At 38.9% G+C, this 21,948-nt stretch carries 1 protein-coding gene; it reads right to left on the reverse strand.

Translation table 11 applies throughout. The features are described from left to right. Window positions 1–8: 8 nt before the first annotated feature. Window positions 9–21,860, reverse strand: coding sequence for a T9SS type B sorting domain-containing protein (locus tag OZP12_RS01260; protein ID WP_281227242.1), 21,852 nt, complete (start codon window positions 21,858–21,860; stop codon window positions 9–11). Window positions 21,861–21,948 lie beyond the last annotated feature (88 nt).

Below are 21,948 nucleotides of genomic sequence, written 5' to 3' on the forward strand. Positions count from 1 at the left end.
CCTTTTTGTTATCTATATAGAGTGAAATGGCCAACAAATTCACGATCATCCTGAGCATGTCTCAGTTTAAGTATGTACCAGTAATCTCCCATTGGCAACTCGGTTCCGTTATACTTACCGTCCCAAGATTGTCCAGCTCCGAAAACACCAACCTGACGTCCGTAACGATCATAAATAATAAACTTGATGTCAGGATAGTTCTCAGTATTTGTTGGCTTCCAATTATCATTATTGCCGTCTCCATTTGGTGTAAATATCGGAGGTATTGTAATATCAATAAACTCAAAGTACTTAGTCTCCGAACGGGTACATCCATAACTATCAGTCACAGTCACAGTATAATCTCCAGATTTGAAATAAATATATTTATTGTTCGATCCGATAGATTCACCATTTACAGTAAATTGATAAACTCCAGAACCACCAGTAACCGTAGCCACAATTTCGTTCAATCCACCAAGAGAAAGTGAAATAGTTAATGGATCAACTTTATTTATTTTAAATGGAGCCGTTGCATCTGCACATCCATTTTTATGTTCTACCATTATGAAATGATCCCCAGGAGCAATATTTGTAAACACATTACTGATTTGGAAGACTCCAGAATTATCCAAAGAGTATTTTACATCTGCAGGATTATTACTTGGGTCAACAGTTACAATAACCTTATTAGCCGCTGCATTATTGACACAATCATTTGAAACTACAGCCGTTGGATTTAAAGTAACAGGCATATCTAACGGAACAACCAATTCGAATGTACAAGATTGAGCATCTTTTACATAAACTGTATGAGTACCACCTGATAGACCTGGGAAATCTACTTGTCCAAGTACATAAGTCCCTTTTGGATTATCCAATACTGTGCTATAAGGTGCTGTACCTCCAGTAATGACAACACTAAATGCACCCGACTTATCACCGGCACATAACTCTTGAGTCAATGGTTTTGTAGTATCAACTTTAACATCCACAGGAGTAGGTTCGATAATTTGAACATTTTTCATGTAAACATAACATCCGTTTTCGTCCTGAGCTATAAGATCATAGAATCCCGGTTTAAGATTAACAAATTTATTAGTGACAAAGAACTGATCCAGATTTGGCGATATTGCATATTTGATAATCCCAGTTCCACCAGAAGCATTAATAGTTATTTCTCCGTTATTATTACCATTACAAGTCACGTTTACTACGGTAGGAGTAGCAGTCAATGCAGTAACTGGTTCTGTAATAGTAACCGTACCGGAAACAATATTACAATCTCCGCTAGTTACACTCACCTTATAAGTACCGGCTGCTAATCCTTCAAAACGGCCAGGAGTACTTTGTACCGGAGCTGGTGCAATTGCAACACCTGAACCATTTACAAGAGTATAAACATAATTACCTAATCCTCCTTTTGCTTCAGCAACAATAACTCCAGTTAAATCACCTCTACAGTTAATCACAGCATTTTCAACATCTAATCCTACTGCTAAAGGCTCTAACGGATCATTTGAGATATCATTAGAAATATAACTAGCACAACCATTAGCATCCCAAACATAATAATGGAAAGTACCATTTCCTACAGGGAACGTTATTGAATTTCCAACCATAGCAACGCTCGTTGCGATATTTGACGTAGCACTGTAACGATATGGTGCTGTACCGCCTGTTGCAGAAAGTGTCAATCTGGATTGCGTTTTACAAGTTTGTGAACTAGCTAACACTAAATTGGCTTGTACCTCAGTAGGCTCATTAATAGTAACCACTGTTGAAGTAACACTACAAGACCAACCATCAGTAACAGTAATACTATAACTTCCAGCTCCTAATCCAGTAAACACTGGACTACTTTGTGGTCCTGAAGAAATTACCGGATTCAATGAAGTATAATTCAATGTATATAAATAATTACTTCCTTGACCTCCATTGGCTGCAGCTGTAATTGTAGCCGACTTGTCTCCAAAACAACTTACTTTAGTTACACTTGGTGTAGCTGTAATAGTAATAGGTGTAGGATTTACCAAAGGAACCGAGACTTGACTCACGCACAATTTTGTATCTCTCACTTTTACAATATAGTTGCCAGCAACTAAACCAGTAAAATCTGGTGAAGTCGCCCAAGCTCTTATAACAGTACCTGAAGCTAATTCCAATTGGAATTCATATCCTCCTGACCATCCACCTGTGGCAACAGCCGAAATTGTTCCATCATTGTTACCAGCTATACAAGTAATTGCTGTATGAGTTTCAGTAACAGTTAATGCAGCACTTGGCTGATCAATGGTGAAATTAGTAGTAACTGAACAGAATGGACTATTTGTCAAAGTAGCCGTCACCTTATAAGCACCAGCCGTTAAACCCGAAAGCGTCAATGGTCCAGCTGTTGCAGAATTACCATTAGTAGTAGTACCATTCGGTCTTGTTAAAGTATAAGTGAATGCTCCAGCATCGTTAGTTGGAACCAATTGAGTATCTACGACAGTCAATTGAACGGCACCTTCATTTGAACCATAGCATTTCACATCACTAGTTTTTACTGCTTTCAATTCAAATGTATTTGGTGCGTTCACATAATGAACTGATGTAATACTACAACCAGTAGTAGGGTTTGCTACAGTTATGACATAATCCCCGACAGTTAATCCAGTAAAAATACCTGTTGTCTTCGTTTGGTTATACACATTTCCTCCAGTACCAGCAACTGTATAATTCAATACAGCTGGAGTTCCTCCTGTAGTGGTAGCAGATACCGTAATTTCCTCAGAATTGTTACAAGTAATAGCTCTGTTTACAGTAACATTTACTTTATCTAAAGAAATGAATGGCGCAATAACAATTGGGGCTGCAGTTGAACCTTGACAGCCTTTGCTATCATAAACTGTTACGGTATAATTACCTCCTGCCAAATCGGCTCCAGTATACACATTACTTGCCCCTCGTTGAACCGATATTCCGTTTTTAAAGAACTCGTAAATTGAATATGGTCCCGTACCACCAGTTACTCCGTTTACTGTTATCGTAGCAAAGTTCATCGCGTTTCCAGATGTACAACCGAATGGAGCTACTGCTGGATTTGGCACGGTGATGATAAACGGTTCTTTTACTTCAATTGAAGAGGTAGTCGCTTGGCAACCTTTTGACGAAATAATTGTTACAACATAATTTCCTGCCTGCAAATTATCAAAAACATTAGAATCCTGTAGTGGTCTTGATACAGCCACACTATTTACCGTAGTTCCTGCCAAACTGAATTTGTAAGGGGGATTATTATTAACCGTCAAAGTTGAAGAAGCCAAGGAAATGGATATCGAACCATCACTTCCTCCTTTACAACTTACGTCTGTTTTATTCGAACTGAAGTCAATTGTTGTATTTGGAGTTTCAATAAGAACAGCAACAGATTTTGTACAATTTGTCACCATGTCTTTCACATAGAATGTATAAGAAGCAGGTGCCAAGCCATTAAATATATTTGATGAACCATAAGTCACATCATCCTTACTGTACTGATAATTGGCTGGTATTGAACCTCCAGATGCGGTCAAAGTTACCACACCATCTGCATTTAAACAAGTTGGTACTGTTGCTATGTCGGCTCGCAATTGCAACGGTGCCAAAATAGTGACTGCTGTTGAAGTAGCTTTACACATATTTGCATCGCGAACTGTTACAGTGTAATTGCCACTAGAATTAACATTGAAAGAATTTGCTGTTTGGAAACTATTTCCATCAAGACTGTATTCTAATGTACCGACACCTGTTCCAACTACATTAATAGTATATCCAGCAGGATCGGCACATTGGCTAGCTACTGAAGCTGTAACTGTTGGCATAGGATCTTGCGAAATATTCACTGTAACATGATCAAAACAGCCATTCGCATCTTTTACATACACATCATAAGCATCAAACAATGGAGCCGCCTTAGTGGTTGCAATTGTTATTGTATTAGATGATCCATAAACTGGTGTTCCTCCAGCCGCAACAAATGCATATGTATTTCCTCCAGATACACCTCCAACAATTGTTGTTTCATCAATTGTAAGTACCGCTCCGATAGTATTGCAATTCTGATTTTTAACGCTTACTTTAAGTCCGCTTAAGTCTAAAACTGCAGGCTCTGTAATAATTACGTTAGCAGATGACACTGTACATCTAGGATAAGCCCCTTGAGTAACCACGACAGTGTAATCAGTACCAGCCTTCAATACCGAAGGAAGCACTAAAGAACTTGTAACACTACTGTCTCCAGAACCGGTAATAGCCGGCACAAGTGGAACTCCTCCTTTTAGAATCTCATAATTGTAGGGGCCAGCATAGTCAGTAATGTTAATCTCAATTGCACCTGTTGCATTGCCATTACAATCAACATTTGCAGCAGCGCTAGCAAATACCTTCATTTTATTGAACAACGGAATATAATAAGCATTTGACAAAATGTTACAACCCGTCACATTATCCGTTATTCTAAACTGATAATTACTGCCAGCCGCTAAAGCAGAATAATTAAATGACGCACCCGCAGATGGCGTTAAAACTGTAAAGGCAGCTCCGTCAATTGAAACTTCATATTTAAAGTCACTCGGTATCGAACCGCCAACAACATCAATTTTAATCGACTCGGCACCATTGGCACAATCAATTTTTGTGACTTGGCTTGCCGTAGCAGACACTAATTTTGGCAATGGATCAATTGGTGCAGGTAATGTTGTTGATTGAACACATCCATTAGAATCTTTTACCCAATAAGTAGGATTTTGAATACTTCCGTTGTCAACCAAATCAAATGCGTATTTATTGTTCGCAGTCGGCAAACTATTACTAGTGAAATAATTAACCCCATCCTTACTGAAAGTGTATGGGCCGGTACCGCCTCCACCTACAACAGTAACAACTGTTTTGGTCGGATCAACCGCACAACTGAATGCAGGAGCCGAAGCTGAAGCCGTTACAACTGTTGGATTAGCAATAACCACACCTGTCACGGTAGCCATACATCCCCTGCCTGAAGTGACAACAACATCATAAGTACCGGCAGACAATCCTGTGAAAACATTCGATGATTGTGGACCACGGACTGCACTTCCCGACAAGGCATACGTATAATCAGGATTATCATTAACCGCTCTCAAATTAACGGTAATTGTTCCATTGTTGTCTGTACCCTGAGGAGTATTACAATCAACCGGTGTTGTAACGATGTCCGCTAGAATTACATCCACAGGTGTCGGAGGTGTCATTAACACTGGTGGAGTGGTCACAAACACACATCCCTTACTGTCCGTGATTTCGAAAACATAGCTCACAGGCACTCCTGAAACCGGCACACTGAAATCCGTATCCGAAGGATTCGTAAATCCAGTTGAAATAGCCGAGAAAGTGACACCATTATCGGTAGAAACTTTATAACTATATGGACCATAACCACCCGTTGCGCTTATTTTGATGATACCATTTGGAGAACCTGTACAATCAATATCTTTCCTAGAGACTGCCGTAGCAAAAAGCTGCGGTTTAATAACTTCGTTTACAGGCACCATAGATGGACATCCGTAAGCATCCTTAACCACTATATCATAACTACCCGGTGCCAAATTACTGAACGTGTAAGTATCATTTGGCAACGGCAAACTATTGCTTGGAACAAACGTTTGACCATTATCAATACTGAAAAGATAAGGGGCAACTCCTGATGAAGCCTGTACAACCAAAGTCGCCTTATTGCTGTCATCATAACAATAGTCAGACGCCAAAACAGTAACCGTAGGATTAGCCGGAGTCGTCAGCGTAAACGTATCTGTTACGGTACAACCATTCGCATCGGTAACCGATGTTGTGTAAACACCTGATGTATCCGATAAATTGCCAAAATAGTTATTGCTTTGTGTAATGACAGTTCCCGTTGGAGTAGTAAGCGTATAGGTATAACCGCCCCAACCGTCTTTTGCGTTAATCGCTACTGCTCCCTTAATCGTACAACCCAATGGAGTGACATCATTAGAAATGGTTAATGCTAATGCAGGCTCAGTAATCACAACCACGTTTGAAGTTGTAGAACAACTTGGGAAAGCCGTTTCTATCACTTTTACGGTATAAGCAGTTCCTGCACCGAATCCAAATGGAATTACAAATGGATTGGAAGTCGCAGTATCTACATTTAATCCCGAGGTAACCAATGTACCGCCATCATACACTTCATAATTGTAAGTTCCGGAATAACCCGTTACATTAATTTCAATCGCACCATTGGTAGCAGATTTACATTTAACATCAGCATACGGAGTTGCAACAACATTGATTTTATTAAATAATGGAACATCGTAGGTTTCTGAAGTCAAATCACAACTAGTATTATTGTCAAACACTTTAAAAGCATAATAATGACCGGCTGTTGGAGCATTATAGGTAAAGGAATTAGCCACAACTGTAGTTAAACCTCCAATGGCAACACCATCTTGATACACTTGATATGTAAATGGATTCGGAGTGTTGCTGCCTCCAGAAATCACCACATTCATTGCTTGCTGATTGTTTATGCAATCCATTGCTAGACCATTTGTGGCTATAACAGAAGTCAATTTAGGCAACGGACTAATTGGCGCCAATGTTGTTGATTGAACACATCCATTAGAATCTTTTACCCAATAGGTAGGATTTTGAGTACTTGCATTGTCAACTAAATCAAATGCATATTTATTGTCCGCAGTTGGCGAACTATTACTAGTGAAATAATTAACCCCATCCTTACTGAAAGTGTATGGGCCGGTACCGCCTCCACCTACAACAGTAACGACTGTTTTGGTCGGGTCAACCGCACAACTGAATGCAGGAGCCGAAGCTGAAGCCGTTACAACTGTTGGATTAGCAATAACCACACCTGTCACGGTAGCCATACATCCCCTGCCTGAAGTGACAACAACATCATAAGTACCGGCAGACAATCCTGTGAAAACATTCGATGATTGTGGACCACGGACTGCACTTCCCGACAAGGCATACGTATAATCAGGATTATCATTAACCGCTCTCAAATTAACGGTAATTGTTCCATTGTTGTCTGTACCCTGAGGAGTATTACAATCAACCGGTGTTGTAACGATGTCCGCTAGAATTACATCCACAGGTGTCGGAGGTGTCATTAACACTGGTGGAGTGGTCACAAACACACATCCCTTACTGTCCGTGATTTCGAAAACATAGCTCACAGGCACTCCTGAAACCGGCACACTGAAATCCGTATCCGAAGGATTCGTAAATCCAGTTGAAATAGCCGAGAAAGTGACACCATTATCGGTAGAAACTTTATAACTATATGGACCATAACCACCCGTTGCGCTTATTTTGATGATACCATTTGGAGAACCTGTACAATCAATATCTTTCCTAGAGACTGCCGTAGCAAAAAGCTGCGGTTTAATAACTTCGTTTACAGGCACCATAGATGGACATCCGTAAGCATCCTTAACCACTATATCATAACTACCTGGTGCCAAATTACTGAACGTGTAAGTATCATTTGGCAACGGCAAACTATTGCTTGGAACAAACGTTTGACCATTATCAATACTGAAAAGATAAGGGGCAACTCCTAATGAAGCCTGTACAACCAAAGTCGCCTTATTGCTGTCATCATAACAATAGTCAGACGCCAAAACAGTAACCGTAGGATTAGCCGGAGTCGTCAGCGTAAACGTATCTGTTACGGTACAACCATTCGCATCGGTAACCGATGTTGTGTAAACACCTGATGTATCCGATAAATTGCCAAAATAGTTATTGCTTTGTGTAATGAAAGTTCCCGTTGGAGTAGTAAGCGTATAGATATAACCGCCCCAACCGTCTTTTGCGTTAATCGCTACTGCTCCCTTAATCGTACAACCCAATGGAGTGACATCATTAGTGCTGCTCAATGGAATACTAGGATTACTAATAATTACCGTTTTTTCTGAATAACATCCCGTGGCGTCATCGGTAACCCTTACCAAATAAGTATTTGCGACCAAACTTGTCAAACTGATTGTTGGAGACATATTGCTGTTAGGCGCAACTAACGCAAATGCAACACCATTAACCGTGCAACTATAAGTACCGACACCCGTCCCGAAACCAGTCACGGCAAAAGTTGCTGTTCCGGTAGCCGATGCATCACAAATTACGTCCGTTTGGGAAGTAACCTGAAGATCGATTTTAGTGACATCGTTTACTCTGTAACTAACCTGATCCACACATCCATTATCATCCGTAACCCTGAAAACATAATCACCAGGGATTAAACCAATAAACAAAGGATCATTTCCATTATTGACAGTCATTGGCGAAGGCGCAATCGTTTCGTAAGTCAATGTTCCCACGCCATGAGTACTAACCACTCTTACATCACTGTTTGGTGCTAAACAAGTAACTGTAGTTTGGGAAAATGCTAGCAAATTGAAAACCGGCGGATCCAACTTATCTATAGTAACCGTACTTGAAACCTCACAATCATTGGCATCCTTAACTTTATACGGAATTGTTTGCGTTGTTCCATTATCTTCTACGGTGAATACATTTCCGGAATCATAAGCACTTCCGTTAAAACTATATTGGTAAGAACCACTTCCTGATCCGGCAGTAACATTCAGGGTCACCGTAGCCGCTTGAGGCAGATTACCTGTACCACATTTCAATTTTACGACTGTTGGAGCATCAACAGCCAAAGCCAAAAGTGGCTCACCCACTGTAATTGGCGCACTAGCATACTCACATAAATTTGTTTTGCTTCTGACAGTAACAATATATGTTGTGCTAGCTTTCAGCGAATCAAATTGATTTGAATCCTGATAAACACGAGTTACCGTTCCATCAATATCTGTTCCGTCCAATCTATATTCAAATGGTCCTTCGCCAGAAGTTACGTTAACAGAAATACTACCGGTAGCATCTCCTTTACATTTAACATCAACAACAGCAGTAGTAAATACAGTTGGGACTTTAGAATCAACATCAATTTTTTCGGTAACACTACAGGTACCGTCCGTAATTACAAAAGTATAGGTATCTGATGTAGCCGCCTTATAATCAAAAGTACTGCCTACAATTGGCACACTTGCACCGAAAGCACCACTTCCGATTTTCACTGTATAAGAATACGTGCCGCTGCCAAAACCTCCTGCAACAACACCGTGAACTATGGCTTCGGGCGATACAGTACAATCCAATTGTTTCATAACATTAAGACCTGTCGTTATTTCATCCCTAATCACATAAGGAGTTGAAGCAACACATCCATTTCCGTCTTTGATTGCCAAAGTATAAGACCCCGGACTACTAATTCTAAAGTTAGAATCTGCTTGGAAACTGCCATTAATACTATAGGTAGGTGTGCCAATAGTTGATGCGCTGAAAGTAGATAAATCCAAATCAATATTCATACCCGCAACAAAACACGGTGGTGTTTGAGGTGTAATTGTTGGCGGAGTATCATCAACCAATGATACAAATGCTGCTTGTATACAGCCGTATGCATCTTTTGCATAAACGATATAATCCCCTTGACCTTTAAAGAAAGTATTTGAAGTCATTGCGGGAGTAAATGTTGCAGAAAAAACAGGGTCAGTTGTCACTTTGTCCGTAGCATCAATTACACCTGGTGTTCCAGCATCTGCAAAAATTTGATACAGATAAGGGTTGGCAATAGTTGCTGTACCGTCCTTAGCGATAGCTGTAATAATTCCAGCATTAGCAACACAAGTATTCGAATTTTTAGTAACCGATGCGGAAACTGATAATGGAATTGATGATTCTGTAATACTAAATGGTGCTGTAGTAATTGAACATCCACTATTAGCCCCAGAAGTCTCTGTAATCAAAACATAATAAGTACCATAAGGCAATCCCGAATATAAAGGCTTACCTCCAAAATTTGAAATTGTCAATGTAGAATTTGCATTAACAACACCATTGTCAACAATGCCTGTTGTTAATAACGTTGCCGAATTAAATATTTCATATTTTACATTTGTATTTACTCCATAAGTGCTTTTAATATTTAAATTGACAGAACCATCTGCCGAACCTTTACATGTTATAGGCACAGCTGTTGCAGTTGAAGTTAAACTAGACCCAGATGGTACAGTACTAATAAATGTTTTGAAATAATAACATTTTGTGTTATCATCGTAAACTATAAAAGTATAAGTAACCCCAGGAATTAAATTCGGTATGGTAGTCTTTAAGCTATTTGGAGCGTCCTCTGGATACCATGCAGGATCCCCTACGGTATAAGTAATTCCTGGTTTATAAATGGCAAAGAAAAAACCTAAAGGTCCCGCCAACGAAGCTTGAACTTTAACTTCAGCTGAACCCAAAGCACCACATGCAGGGGTAGAAGGAGTAACAACCAAATCTAAATAAGTAGGAGGTGAAGCAATTTTTATGTCTTGTTGAATCCAACTACATCCATTAGCGTCAATAACTGTTAATTGATAGTTTCCAAAATCTATTAAAGTAAATGTTTCAGCTGTTGTACCATCCGAAGTAACTATTGGAGATATGTAACCTGTATCATTGGATACTTGATACGTATAGTTTCCTGTTCCTCCAGTAACAGAATTTACAACAATTGAACCCTTAGAAATTCCACTTCCTGAAACACATGTAATATTATTAGGTGTAAATGAAACATTTATTGGATTCGGCTCTTTAATTTCAATGCGTTCAGTGTCGAAGCATCCTTTGGCATCAGTAACAGTAACTTCATAAAATCCGGCTGGTAAACCTGAAGTTTGAGTACCAAAATCTTTAACGGCTGGACTAGTATATGTTCCATCGGCATATTGCTTAACATTAAACACAAATGGCCCCTGACCCTTAGTGTTATCGATAGTAATACTGATGCTTGCAGTAGCATCTCCATTACATTTAATTTCTTTTCCTAATGGAATTGTTACACTCAAAATCACAGGATCTACTTTAGCCGTAACTTTAATTGGTCCAGTAGTAGCTACACTACATCCATTGGCATCTGTAATTTTAAAAATATAATTATCCTGAGTAAGCGGACTGATTGGAGCAGGTGCAGGCAAAACAGGTCCGAGGAAAGAAGTAAAGCTACCGCCATTTAAACTATACTCATATGCAAAAGGCGCTTTTCCGCCTCCAGGAGTCAGTGTAATTTGAGCATCATTAGTAAATGGAGCAACTGAAGTACAAGTAATATCCTTATCAAGAATGGCGTTTAAAGTTAATTTAGGATCCACATGAACTAAATTACTTGGAGCAGTACAGCCATTTCCGTCTTTTATGGTAATGGTATAATCACCAGCCGTGGTTATATTAAAAACATTGGTACCAACAAAGGATCCACCATTTAAACTGTAGGTTGGCGTACCAAATACAGTGCCTCCTGGCGTTGCCGTAATAGTATATCCAGTCCCTAAACATCCTGTCCCAGCTGCTAAAACTGTAGGGGCAGAGTCACTTTGTACTGATACAGTTCCCATTGGAGCTGGACAACCATTTTTATCTTTTACATATACATCATAATCCAAACCATCAGCTGTGGTGTTTTTTGTAAATACATTAGTACTTACATAGTCACCTGCCACAACAGGAACTAAATGCTTAACAACGGCATACGACAATGGAGTTGTACCTCCAGAAGCCGTAACGGTAATCGTCGAAATGGTTTTAGAACAATATACTTTGGTAGCATTGATACCTGTTATGGTAACAGCAGTAGGTTCGGAAACTGGCACACTAGCTGTTACAGTACAAGCTGTTGGACTGTTTACTTCAAGTGTATAGGTTTCGGTTGGCAAGCCAATATAATCCAAAATAAAACCTGAACCTGAAGGGGTAGTAGTCAGTCCTGAACTAATTATTGTTCCCAAACTATTTTTTAAGACTACAGAATAACCTGTTGTATCTCCACCGATAGTAAATCTAATTTTTCCATCGTTCCCTCCGTTACAGGTAACATTGGCAACTAATGAGCCACTTACTGTAATTGGCTTTACAGCATCTATCTTATAGGTATCAGTTACTGAACAACCATTGGCATCCGTAACTTTTACGGTATAGGTATCTGGCAGTAATGCATTGAAAGTATGCGATGTTGATGAAATACCTGTAACTACAGTTATAGCTGCAGCTGGAGCTGTAATTTCATACTTATAAGGCGCTACACCACCTGTAACTGTAACGGTTAATCCCGTAGTTGTCGCGCTACATGTAATAGCATTGCTCTTACTGAAACTAAGTGATAGCGCTGTTAAAGGATCAATAGTTACCCCTCCTACTACCGGAATGATACAGCCATTGGCATCCTTAACATCAATTGTTACAGTCGATGCCGTATTAATGCTAAAAGTCTTTGAACTTACATACGGCGCACCATTATAACTGTATCTGTACAAATCTGGTGCCGCAAATGGCGTACCGTTTGAAGCATTAACGGTAATAAGTGCAGCCTGTTGTACATTGCTGGTATTACAGGTTAAATTAGTTGCCGATGCCGATGCCGTAATTTTTGAAGGTTCGGTCAACGTAACTTTTCCAGTGGTAAAAGTACAGCTTTTGGCATCGGTTACCCTAAAGTAATAATCTCCGGCAGTTGCATTAGAATAAAGGTTTGAAGCCATTGAGACAAACGTGATTCCGTCTGTAGAAGACTCATACGTATAAGGTGCCAATCCTAAACTGGCATTAATTAAAACAGAACCGTTATTTCCACCAAAACAAGTTGGATTCGTTGGGTTGGTAGTGACCGTTGGGGACACTCTAGCGTTTATATTCTGAGTTACTTCTGTAATACAACCCTTGCTGTCAGTAATTTCAAACGTATAGGTTGCTGCAGCAGCTCCGGTGGTGGTCGTATAATTGAAAGTGGTAGCACCTCCTAAACTCAATGGCGATCCGCTATAACCACCTCCATTGATGTTAACCCTGTATGAATAGCCCGGATAACCATTTGAAATAGTAACCTTAATTATGGCATTTGGCGAAGACGTACAATCTAAATTTTTTGTAATACTAGCACTCGCCGATACCTGATTGGCGATTGTTTCTGAAGCCAAAGGAAGAATACATCCCGTAGTGATATCTTTTACGCGTATTACATAATTTCCGGGAGTCAAATTGGCAAAGGTTCCCGTAGTTTGAAAAGTTCCGTTATTGATGTTGTAAAGGTAATTTGGATTCGCATTAGGGCTAACAACCAATGTTGCCTTATCGGTACTGTCATAGCAGTAATCAGAAATCGGGTCAATACTAGCAACAATAGCCACTAACGGTGCAACTGTAAATGGTATAGAAACCGTACAACCGTTCAAATCCGTTACACTCGCCGTATAATCCCCGGCGGCAAGATTTGTAAAAGTCTTACTGGATTGTGTAACTGCTGCCACTACTGGATTTGTTCCCGTAACGGTATAACTGTTGCTTCCCCAACCTCCCGTAGTATTAATCACTATTGAGGCATTTGCCGAACAGGTAATAGGAGTAATTGTTGGTGCTGTTATTCCTAAAGCTGACGATGGTCCCGAAACGGTAACCGAAGTCGATGCTGTACAGTTTGTGGTTGGATTCGTAACGACAATCGTATGGCTTGAGGCATTTAGATTTGAAACCACAATATCAAAAGTGCTTCCTGTAACTGGCGTAGTTCCCGCAGTGGCAGGTAAAGCCCCATCTATTGTATAAGAATATGGCGCGCCATTGCCAAATCCGGAAACAGTGTAAGTCACTTTACCATTATTGTCCCCAAAACATTTTACGTTATTGTTTAATACACCATTCACACTTAAATTTGGCAATGCAATAATCTCATAAGATTCCGAATACTTACACCCTTTGGCATCCGTAACCTCAAAAGTATAAGTCCCCGGAGATAAATTATCGATTCCAGTTAGTGTCACAACTGCTCCTGCTGGAAGGGACGGCAAAATGGTATAGCTGTAAGGGGTATTCCCTGCAGCCGGAGTCGTTGTTATGGTAACATTACTTTTATTGGTAGGACAGCTTAATGCCGACGGACTGAATGCCAAGTCCGTTGGCGGATTCAATGCCACAATAGACATTGCCGGCGTTGTGAACGAACATCCGTTACTGTCGCTAATGGTTACCGTATAAGATCCAACAACACTAATATTATTGAAGGTTTTGGAACTTTGGGCACCAGTTACGGCCACACCTCCCCTGTTTAATGTGTACATGTAAACACCATTTCCGCCTGTCACGGTCGCCCCTACAGTTATCGTTGCAGGGCTGGTACAGGTATAAGGTGTGGTTATCGAGGCTGTACCGCTTACGGTTGCCGGTGCAGTCAAGGTAACTTTTCCAGTGGTAAAAGTACAGCTATTGGCATCGGTAACCCTAAACCAATAATCTCCTGCCGCAGCATTTGAGTAAAGGTTTGAAGCCATTGGAACAAACGTGATTCCGTCTGTAGAAGACTCATACGTATAAGGTGCCAAGCCTAAACTGGCATTTACCAAAACAGAACCATTACTGTTTCCAAAACAAGTTGGATTCGTTGGGTTAGTAGTGGCCGTTGGGGACACTATGGCGTTTATCGATTGTGTAATTATCGTAACACATCCTTTGGCGTCGGTAATTTCAAAAGAATAAGTCGCCGCACCAGGACCATGTGTTGTGGTATAGTTAAAAGTAGTCACACCTGCGCCTAGTGGAGTTTTGACTCCAGTAAAAGTACCGTCGGTACTCACTCGGTATGAATAATCCGGATAACCGTTTGCTACGGTAACCTTAATTATGGCATTTGGCGAAGACGTACAGTCTAAGTTTTTGGTAATAGCTGTGCCAGCCGAAACTTGACTAGCAATTGTTTCTGACGCTAATGGAAGAATACATCCTGTTGTTATATCTTTTACACGTATTACATAAGCTCCAGGAGTTAAATTAGCAAATGTTCCTGTTGATTGAAAAGTTCCGTTATTTATATTATAAACATAATTTGGATTTGCATTTGGAGTAACAATTAATGTTGCTTTATCCGTACTGTCATAACAGTAATCAGAACTTGGATCAATACTGGCCACAGGGTTAACTTTATTGGCTATCGTAAAGTTTTGAGTAACGGAACAACCATTCATATCGGTTACAGTAGCTGTATAATTTCCTGGTGCAGAAATTGTAAAAGAATTTGTGGATTGAGTAACCGGGGCCACAACTGGAGCAGTTCCAGTAACTGTATAAGTATTGCTTCCCCATCCCCCTACTGTGTTAATGGTAACCGTTGCATTGGACAAACATGTGATAGGCGTTGTGCCTATTGAATCAATTTTTAATTCTGTAGGCGGAGCTAGAACAGAAACCTTTGCGGTTCTGACGCAACCAGTCTTTTTGTCTGTAACACTAATGGTATAATCTCCCGCCGCTAAATTAGTAAGCGTAATTGTTGGATTACTGACAAATCCGGAAGATGCACCATTATTTATGGTATAAGAATAAGTTGTGGCAAATCCGGAAACAGAAAATTCTACGGAACCAGTAGCTGTTCCAAAACATTTCACATTATTGAGTACACTTCCGCTTACCACTATCGGAGGTTCAGGTGCCAGTTCATATACCTCTTGGTACTTACAGTTGTTTTTATCAGTCACTTCAAAAGTATAAACACCTGCTGGTACACCTGAATATTGTCCATCCGGATGATCTTGGGTTAAATAATTATACAAGGGTGAACCAACTGCAATAGACGCTGGCAGAGCAATAATTTGAAATCTTATTGGAGGTTGACCACCTCCCGAAGATGGTAAATTGACATTGAATGCCGAAGTATTAGTATCGCAATCAAAACTCTTATAAGTAAACGTTAAATCTGTTGGTCCGTTTAAAGCCGAAATAGTTAATGATGGTGTAGCCGTAGCAGGACAACCATTTGCATCAGTGATTGCAACCGTATAATTTCCAACAACACTGATACCACTGAATACTCCCGAGGTATTTGAAGAAACTACTGTAGCTCCTCTATTCAAAGTATAATTGTAAGGACCTTTTCCACCCGAAATACTTGTTACAGAAATAACTGCGGGACCATCACAAGTATAAGGCGTCGTTATCGCAGCTGTAGCGCTTATAGTCGATGGAGCTGCTAAAGTAACGTCTATGCTTTTAATACACTTATTACTGTCTTGTACGTAATAAGTGTATTTAATCCCGGCACTCAGTCCGGTAAATAATGATGTATTATCATACATAACACCATCTTTGCTATAAGTAAACCCACCAGATCCTCCACTTGGATTTAACTGAATACTTCCATCCGAGCCACCATTACATTTTGGACTTATATTTGTGCTTCCTAAAGTGATAGGAACTAATGGATCTATTTTTTGGCTACTCGTTGCCAAACAATTATTGGCATCCTTAACCTGAAAACCATAAGTACCGGCAACCGCATTCGAATATGTAAAAGTATTCCCATTTCCAACCGGTTGAACCAAAGTCCCTCCAGTTCCTGAAACTAGCGTTACAACAAATGGTGCTTTCCCTCCAGAAATCGTACCAGTAATCACTGCCTGATTTGAAGGAGCAGCATCACAGTCCAATCCGGTTGTAACAGGAGTAGCAACAGTTAACTCATCATTAATAACCTGACTTATTGTATTTGCTTTACAACCATTGGCATCATAAACATCGAAAGCATAAGTGCCCGGAGCTGTTGCTGTATAAGTGAAAGTTGGCCCTGCAAAAGTAGGGCTTACTGCACTTGGTGTTCCTCCATTAAAAGTTGTTGTATAAGTATAAGGTGCTAATCCACCCGTCACTTTTACAACAAGCTTGGCCGGATCTGCGGTAGTATAGCAATAATCTGTTGTGGTGTCCAAAGTTGCAGTTGGTGCAGTTGGTGCAGTTACACTTACAGCCACACCAGTACCTGATCCCGTACATAAATTAGCATCACGCACAAAAACTTTATAATTTCCTGAAGCTACATTTGTAAATATGCCGCTAGCTTGAAAGCCTGTAATAACAGTTGTTCCATCTGATGCACGCAATTCAAATTCATAACCAGGTGTGCCTCCGCTCCCAATCGCTGTAATAGTAGCACCAGTAGTACATGTTGGCAATGTTGTAACCGAAGCAGTAACAGTTACTGCTGTTGGAGATGTAATAACTTGTTTTAAAAGGTATGAACAAATCCCAGTCGCATCATTCTGAACCACAATGGTATGTGAACCTACTCCAATTCCGGTTAATACAAATGGTGAAACTGTAGTTGTTTGAAATGTACCTCCGTCAATATTGTACTGGTAACCTGTTGTTGTATTAAAGTTTTCGGCTGCTATTGTAATAGTACCATCATTACCTCCGTTACATTTAGGATTACTAAATGATGGTAACGAAGCTTTGAATGCTTTACTTCCATCAATTATTACTGGGAATTCTCTTTCGTTCCCACACGATTTTGGGATTTGATATACCTGAATGTCGTCTATTGCCAAATCATTACCGGTCACGACTTGACTATTGGATATAATTTGAAAATCTAATGAAGTATTATCTCCAGGATTTAGAGTTAAAACACTTCCTGTTAAATCGGTACTGAAATGCCATTTTTCATCTCTAGGAATATCAGGCATCGCTTGGGATGCGATCACTGTTCCATTTTTTACTAACTGTACCCTTAATTGAGGTGATGGCAAATTATTACTCGCTTTCAACAAGTTAGCCATATACAATGACACATTAATACTCTGATTTGGAATCACATCATTAATCGGCTTACTGTATAAAACAGCACCTATCGGAATTGTAGCTCCAATATTTACCGCCAAGAAACGCCCATCGGTGATACTTGGAGTATTATTTAAAACAGCTGTATGGTCTTTTGGTAGCCACCAATTAAAATCATTAAAATGGTCTGGAAGTAATGCTTTTGTAACTACATAATCGCCATCATTCATCAACCAAGGATGCCAATCGTTTAAACTACATGTCGCAAAAGCTAAGGTATTTCCGTCTTGCTTTTCCCAGCAATAAGCACTGTTAATACCTGGCGAAGTCGTATCATCACCTCTTCCAAAATCTTCTGATAATAAATTACTATAACTGGAAACCGTGCTTACGTCGTATTTTACTTTAACCGTATGACTTCCTGAAGGTACATTCAAAAAAGTATTTGTTGGAGTATTGGTATTCAATACATTGTCCAAATAATATTGATAGGTATAAGTAGTACCTCCTGATGAAGCAGGATTATTCACTATAACAGTTGCAGTTGCCGTACCATCACAATTATAAATTGTATTTACATTGTCTTGAATAACCGGATCAGCAGGTTTGGGATCTAAAATAACCGAATATGGAATCTGGTATGTACATCCTAAAGCGTCTTTAACTGCTAAACTATAAGTACCAGCTACAACATATTTTTGGCTAGATGCTTCCCAAATGTTTCCACCATCATAGCTATATTGATATGGTGCTGTTCCACCTTGTACATTGGTGATTCGTAATAAACCTGTTGGTTGTCCCCCTTGCAATGGTCCACAACCTGCTAGTTCTCCTACTCCTGCAGAAGCAGAAACTGCTGAAGTTGGCCCTGTAATGGTTACAGTTACAGCAGGATCTTGGCAAGTTTTTGTCTGTTGTCCATTCCATTGAGACATATAAGTAATAGTATATTTTACAACTACATTATAAGTTCCTGGATATAAATTTGAAAAGACAGGATTTGAACTAAAAGTTGCTCCATTATCAATACTATAAGACATTGTATAACCATTAGCCACAATGTTTCCTATTGTAATTTGTGAACCATTTCCATAACAAGTACTATTTGTATTTCCAATAGTGTAAGTTGGCTTACTATTATCTGGCACTGTTACAGTAGCTGTTCCACTACAGTTTTTAGAGTCAACAACTAAAATATCATATTTACCCGGCGTAGTAACAATTATCTCATTTGAGGTTTGAAAAGTTGAGGAACCATTAACAAAATAATAATAAGGCCCCGTCCCACCCTGTGTAGTAATAACAATTTTACCATCATTACATGCGGTAAGTGGCTCAACAATGGCAGCATTAGCAGTAACGGCACTTGAAGGCTGACTTATATAAATCCATTGATCATTACTACATCCATCTTGTGTTGTAACCTGTACCTGATAAGTAATTCCCGGAGTCAAATTTGAAAAAGTATAATCCCCGGCTGTGGTAGGGCCAACACTATTTACTAAAGTCCCTCCATTAAATATTTTAAAATTGTATTGAGGCTCTACATCATTGGCAGCTACCTTGATACTTCCTTTTTCTCCAAAACATAATGGCTGGGTAACAGTTGTACTAACTGTAAAATTTCTCTGTCTGATTTGAATATTAGGTACCTTAAAAATACAAGGATTACTAGTCACCCCAACTTGTCTTATATATACAGTATATAATCCAGCTGTATTTATGGTAAAACTATTACTTGCCTGATAATTGGTTCCATCAATACTGTATTCATATCCAGAAGGTACGCCTCCAATAGTAATATTTCCTTTAGTATTACAGATAATATCTCTATGCGTTTCTGTCGGATCTAATAAATTTTGATAAACATTAAAATAGAAACGGTTGAAACAGCCACCAGGATAATTCAATGTAAGCCTGAACTGACCCGAAGTGTTTGCCGTATAACTTGCGCCGGTTTCAACTTGTGTCCATGTACATGAACTATTTTCATTAGCACAGTTCTGATTCGATACAGCTGTACAACTGGCTTCATTCAATTTTTCCCAAACAATAGTTGAACCATCTGAAATATTAGTATTTATTGCCCGAGTAGCATTGAGACCGCACAAAAAGATATTTGGTAATTGTTTTCCATCGTTAGGACAAGTTACCCACTGATCAGCAAATGGAATTACAGGATTTGTAACGATACCTCCAAAACGTGAAACAGTTACCGCTTCGGTAATAGACAAACAGGGAGCAATGGCAGTATTATAAACATAATATGTTCCGGGATTGGTTACCGTTAGTGTTTGGTTGCTACCCAAAATGGTACCAGTTGTATTTCCGGTATTATCGAAAGGAGCCGTAGACCATTTATAACTATTGTATCCGTTAGCAGCAGTAATTACAACACTATTTCCACACAATACCTCATTTTTAGTAAATTTACAATCATCAACTCCAACAAGGAAATTGGTTGCTTTAGGAACCAACAAACATCCAGTATTAGTATTTATACTAGGATCGTCTGAAATCGTAAAATTTGTATTCAAAGTCCCTTTATAAGTAGCAAAAGCCTGATTATCGATACTATTAGAACATGCATCGCTCAACATATTACAAGATGGAACTACCTGAACTTTTAACAGTATTTTTGATTTACCATCACCAACTTCAACAATACTATTATTAACATCAAAAACAATTTCTCTAGTCGAGCTATTATAACTTTTAACGGTAATTCCTGTAGGAAGAGTTACTGAACTTGGATCTGTAGGATAATTGAAAATTGTATTTACAGGTAGTACATCTCGAATGGTTAATGAAGTGGCATTATCATTCCCTATATTTTGAAGTTCAATTTCGTAATTTAATATTTGACCTAATGTCACATTTTGATTACCGATATCTTGATTTTTATCATTTTTTACAACTTTGGTAAGTACAATTTTTGGCTCAATTATGTCAACTGCAAATGCATTGAAATAATAAAAATAAACATCTTGTGTACTTCCTAATGTTATTTTAGCAGAAGTTGCATCATTAGCAATAATTCCGTTATTAGGATTATCAATATTTAAAATCCCAGCATCGTACCCTAGGGTATTAGTGCTAGCTGGTGTTCGATTTTGAAAATTTTCAGTTATACCAGTAGCAGGGTCTATATAGGTAACACTACTGTTAAAAAAATTGTTTGTCCCACGGATTACTGTGCCTGCAGAATTTGTGGCACTCACTGCTGTTCCATTAATTTGCAAATAGTCACCGCTAATTTGTTGATCTCCTTCTAACGCAGAAAAAGCAAATTTAACTCTTACTGGACCCGTTGGAATTGTTTTAAATCCAGAGATTGGAATATCTAAAGTTGTTGGTCCACCAATACCGCTGAAGCCATCAAAAGTAGTAATATATTTAGCAGGTAAAGTTGGGTCTTCATAAACAACAAAAATAGACCACCCTGCAGAAAGACCGGTAGTACCATTCGAACCCGTACTAGAAATAACATTCGCAACTGTATAGTTCCCTTGAGCATCAGATAGTCCTTTGACTAAAGACGTAATATCAGCATAACAAGCATAGGGTTTATTATTACCAGAACCAATAGGAGTAGCATTTGCATCATAAACTATAGTTCCTGTGATATCGGTATAAGAAGTAGCGTTTGGCAGTTTTAATCTGACTTTTTCAATATTGGAACGATCTGTTTGTTGTAAAATAGCTCCCCAATATAAACCTGCATATACTACTTTATAACAAGCTGGTTTTGGAATAGTTAATTTAGCGGTACTAGAACTAAAATTTTTACCACCATCACTATCAACATTGATATACTCCATGCTGAAATCTGAATTATATCCATTGCCATTATATGCATCATTAGGTCTTTCATTTCTTCTTTCGTTTCTATTTAAGATATTGTTACCGATTAGCAACATATCCCCTTTTAAACGTGTATCAAAACGAGAAGGAGTAAATGCCTTTAAATTTTGACCGAAAATAATAAAGCTATTGAAAAAGAATAAAAAAACAAACCCTACTGTTAGTTTATTCTGTATCGCAGATATACCTACTTTATAAAAAGATAAGCTCTTAAAGTTTTGAAATACTTTAAAAAAAGAATCGGTACGAAATGAATCCGATAGGAAAAGGACATTAAGTAATGCCAATAAGGAACGCCTAAACGAAGAAAAAGTAGGTTTTTTCATGTTTTATTATTGTTTTTTTACTCATCTCTATTTATTCATTTGGGGCAATGGACAAATAAAGATCATGAGTTATATGTAAATACTGTTT

Source organism: Flavobacterium aquiphilum (assembly GCF_027111335.1).
Classification (GTDB): Bacteria; Bacteroidota; Bacteroidia; order Flavobacteriales; family Flavobacteriaceae; genus Flavobacterium; species Flavobacterium aquiphilum.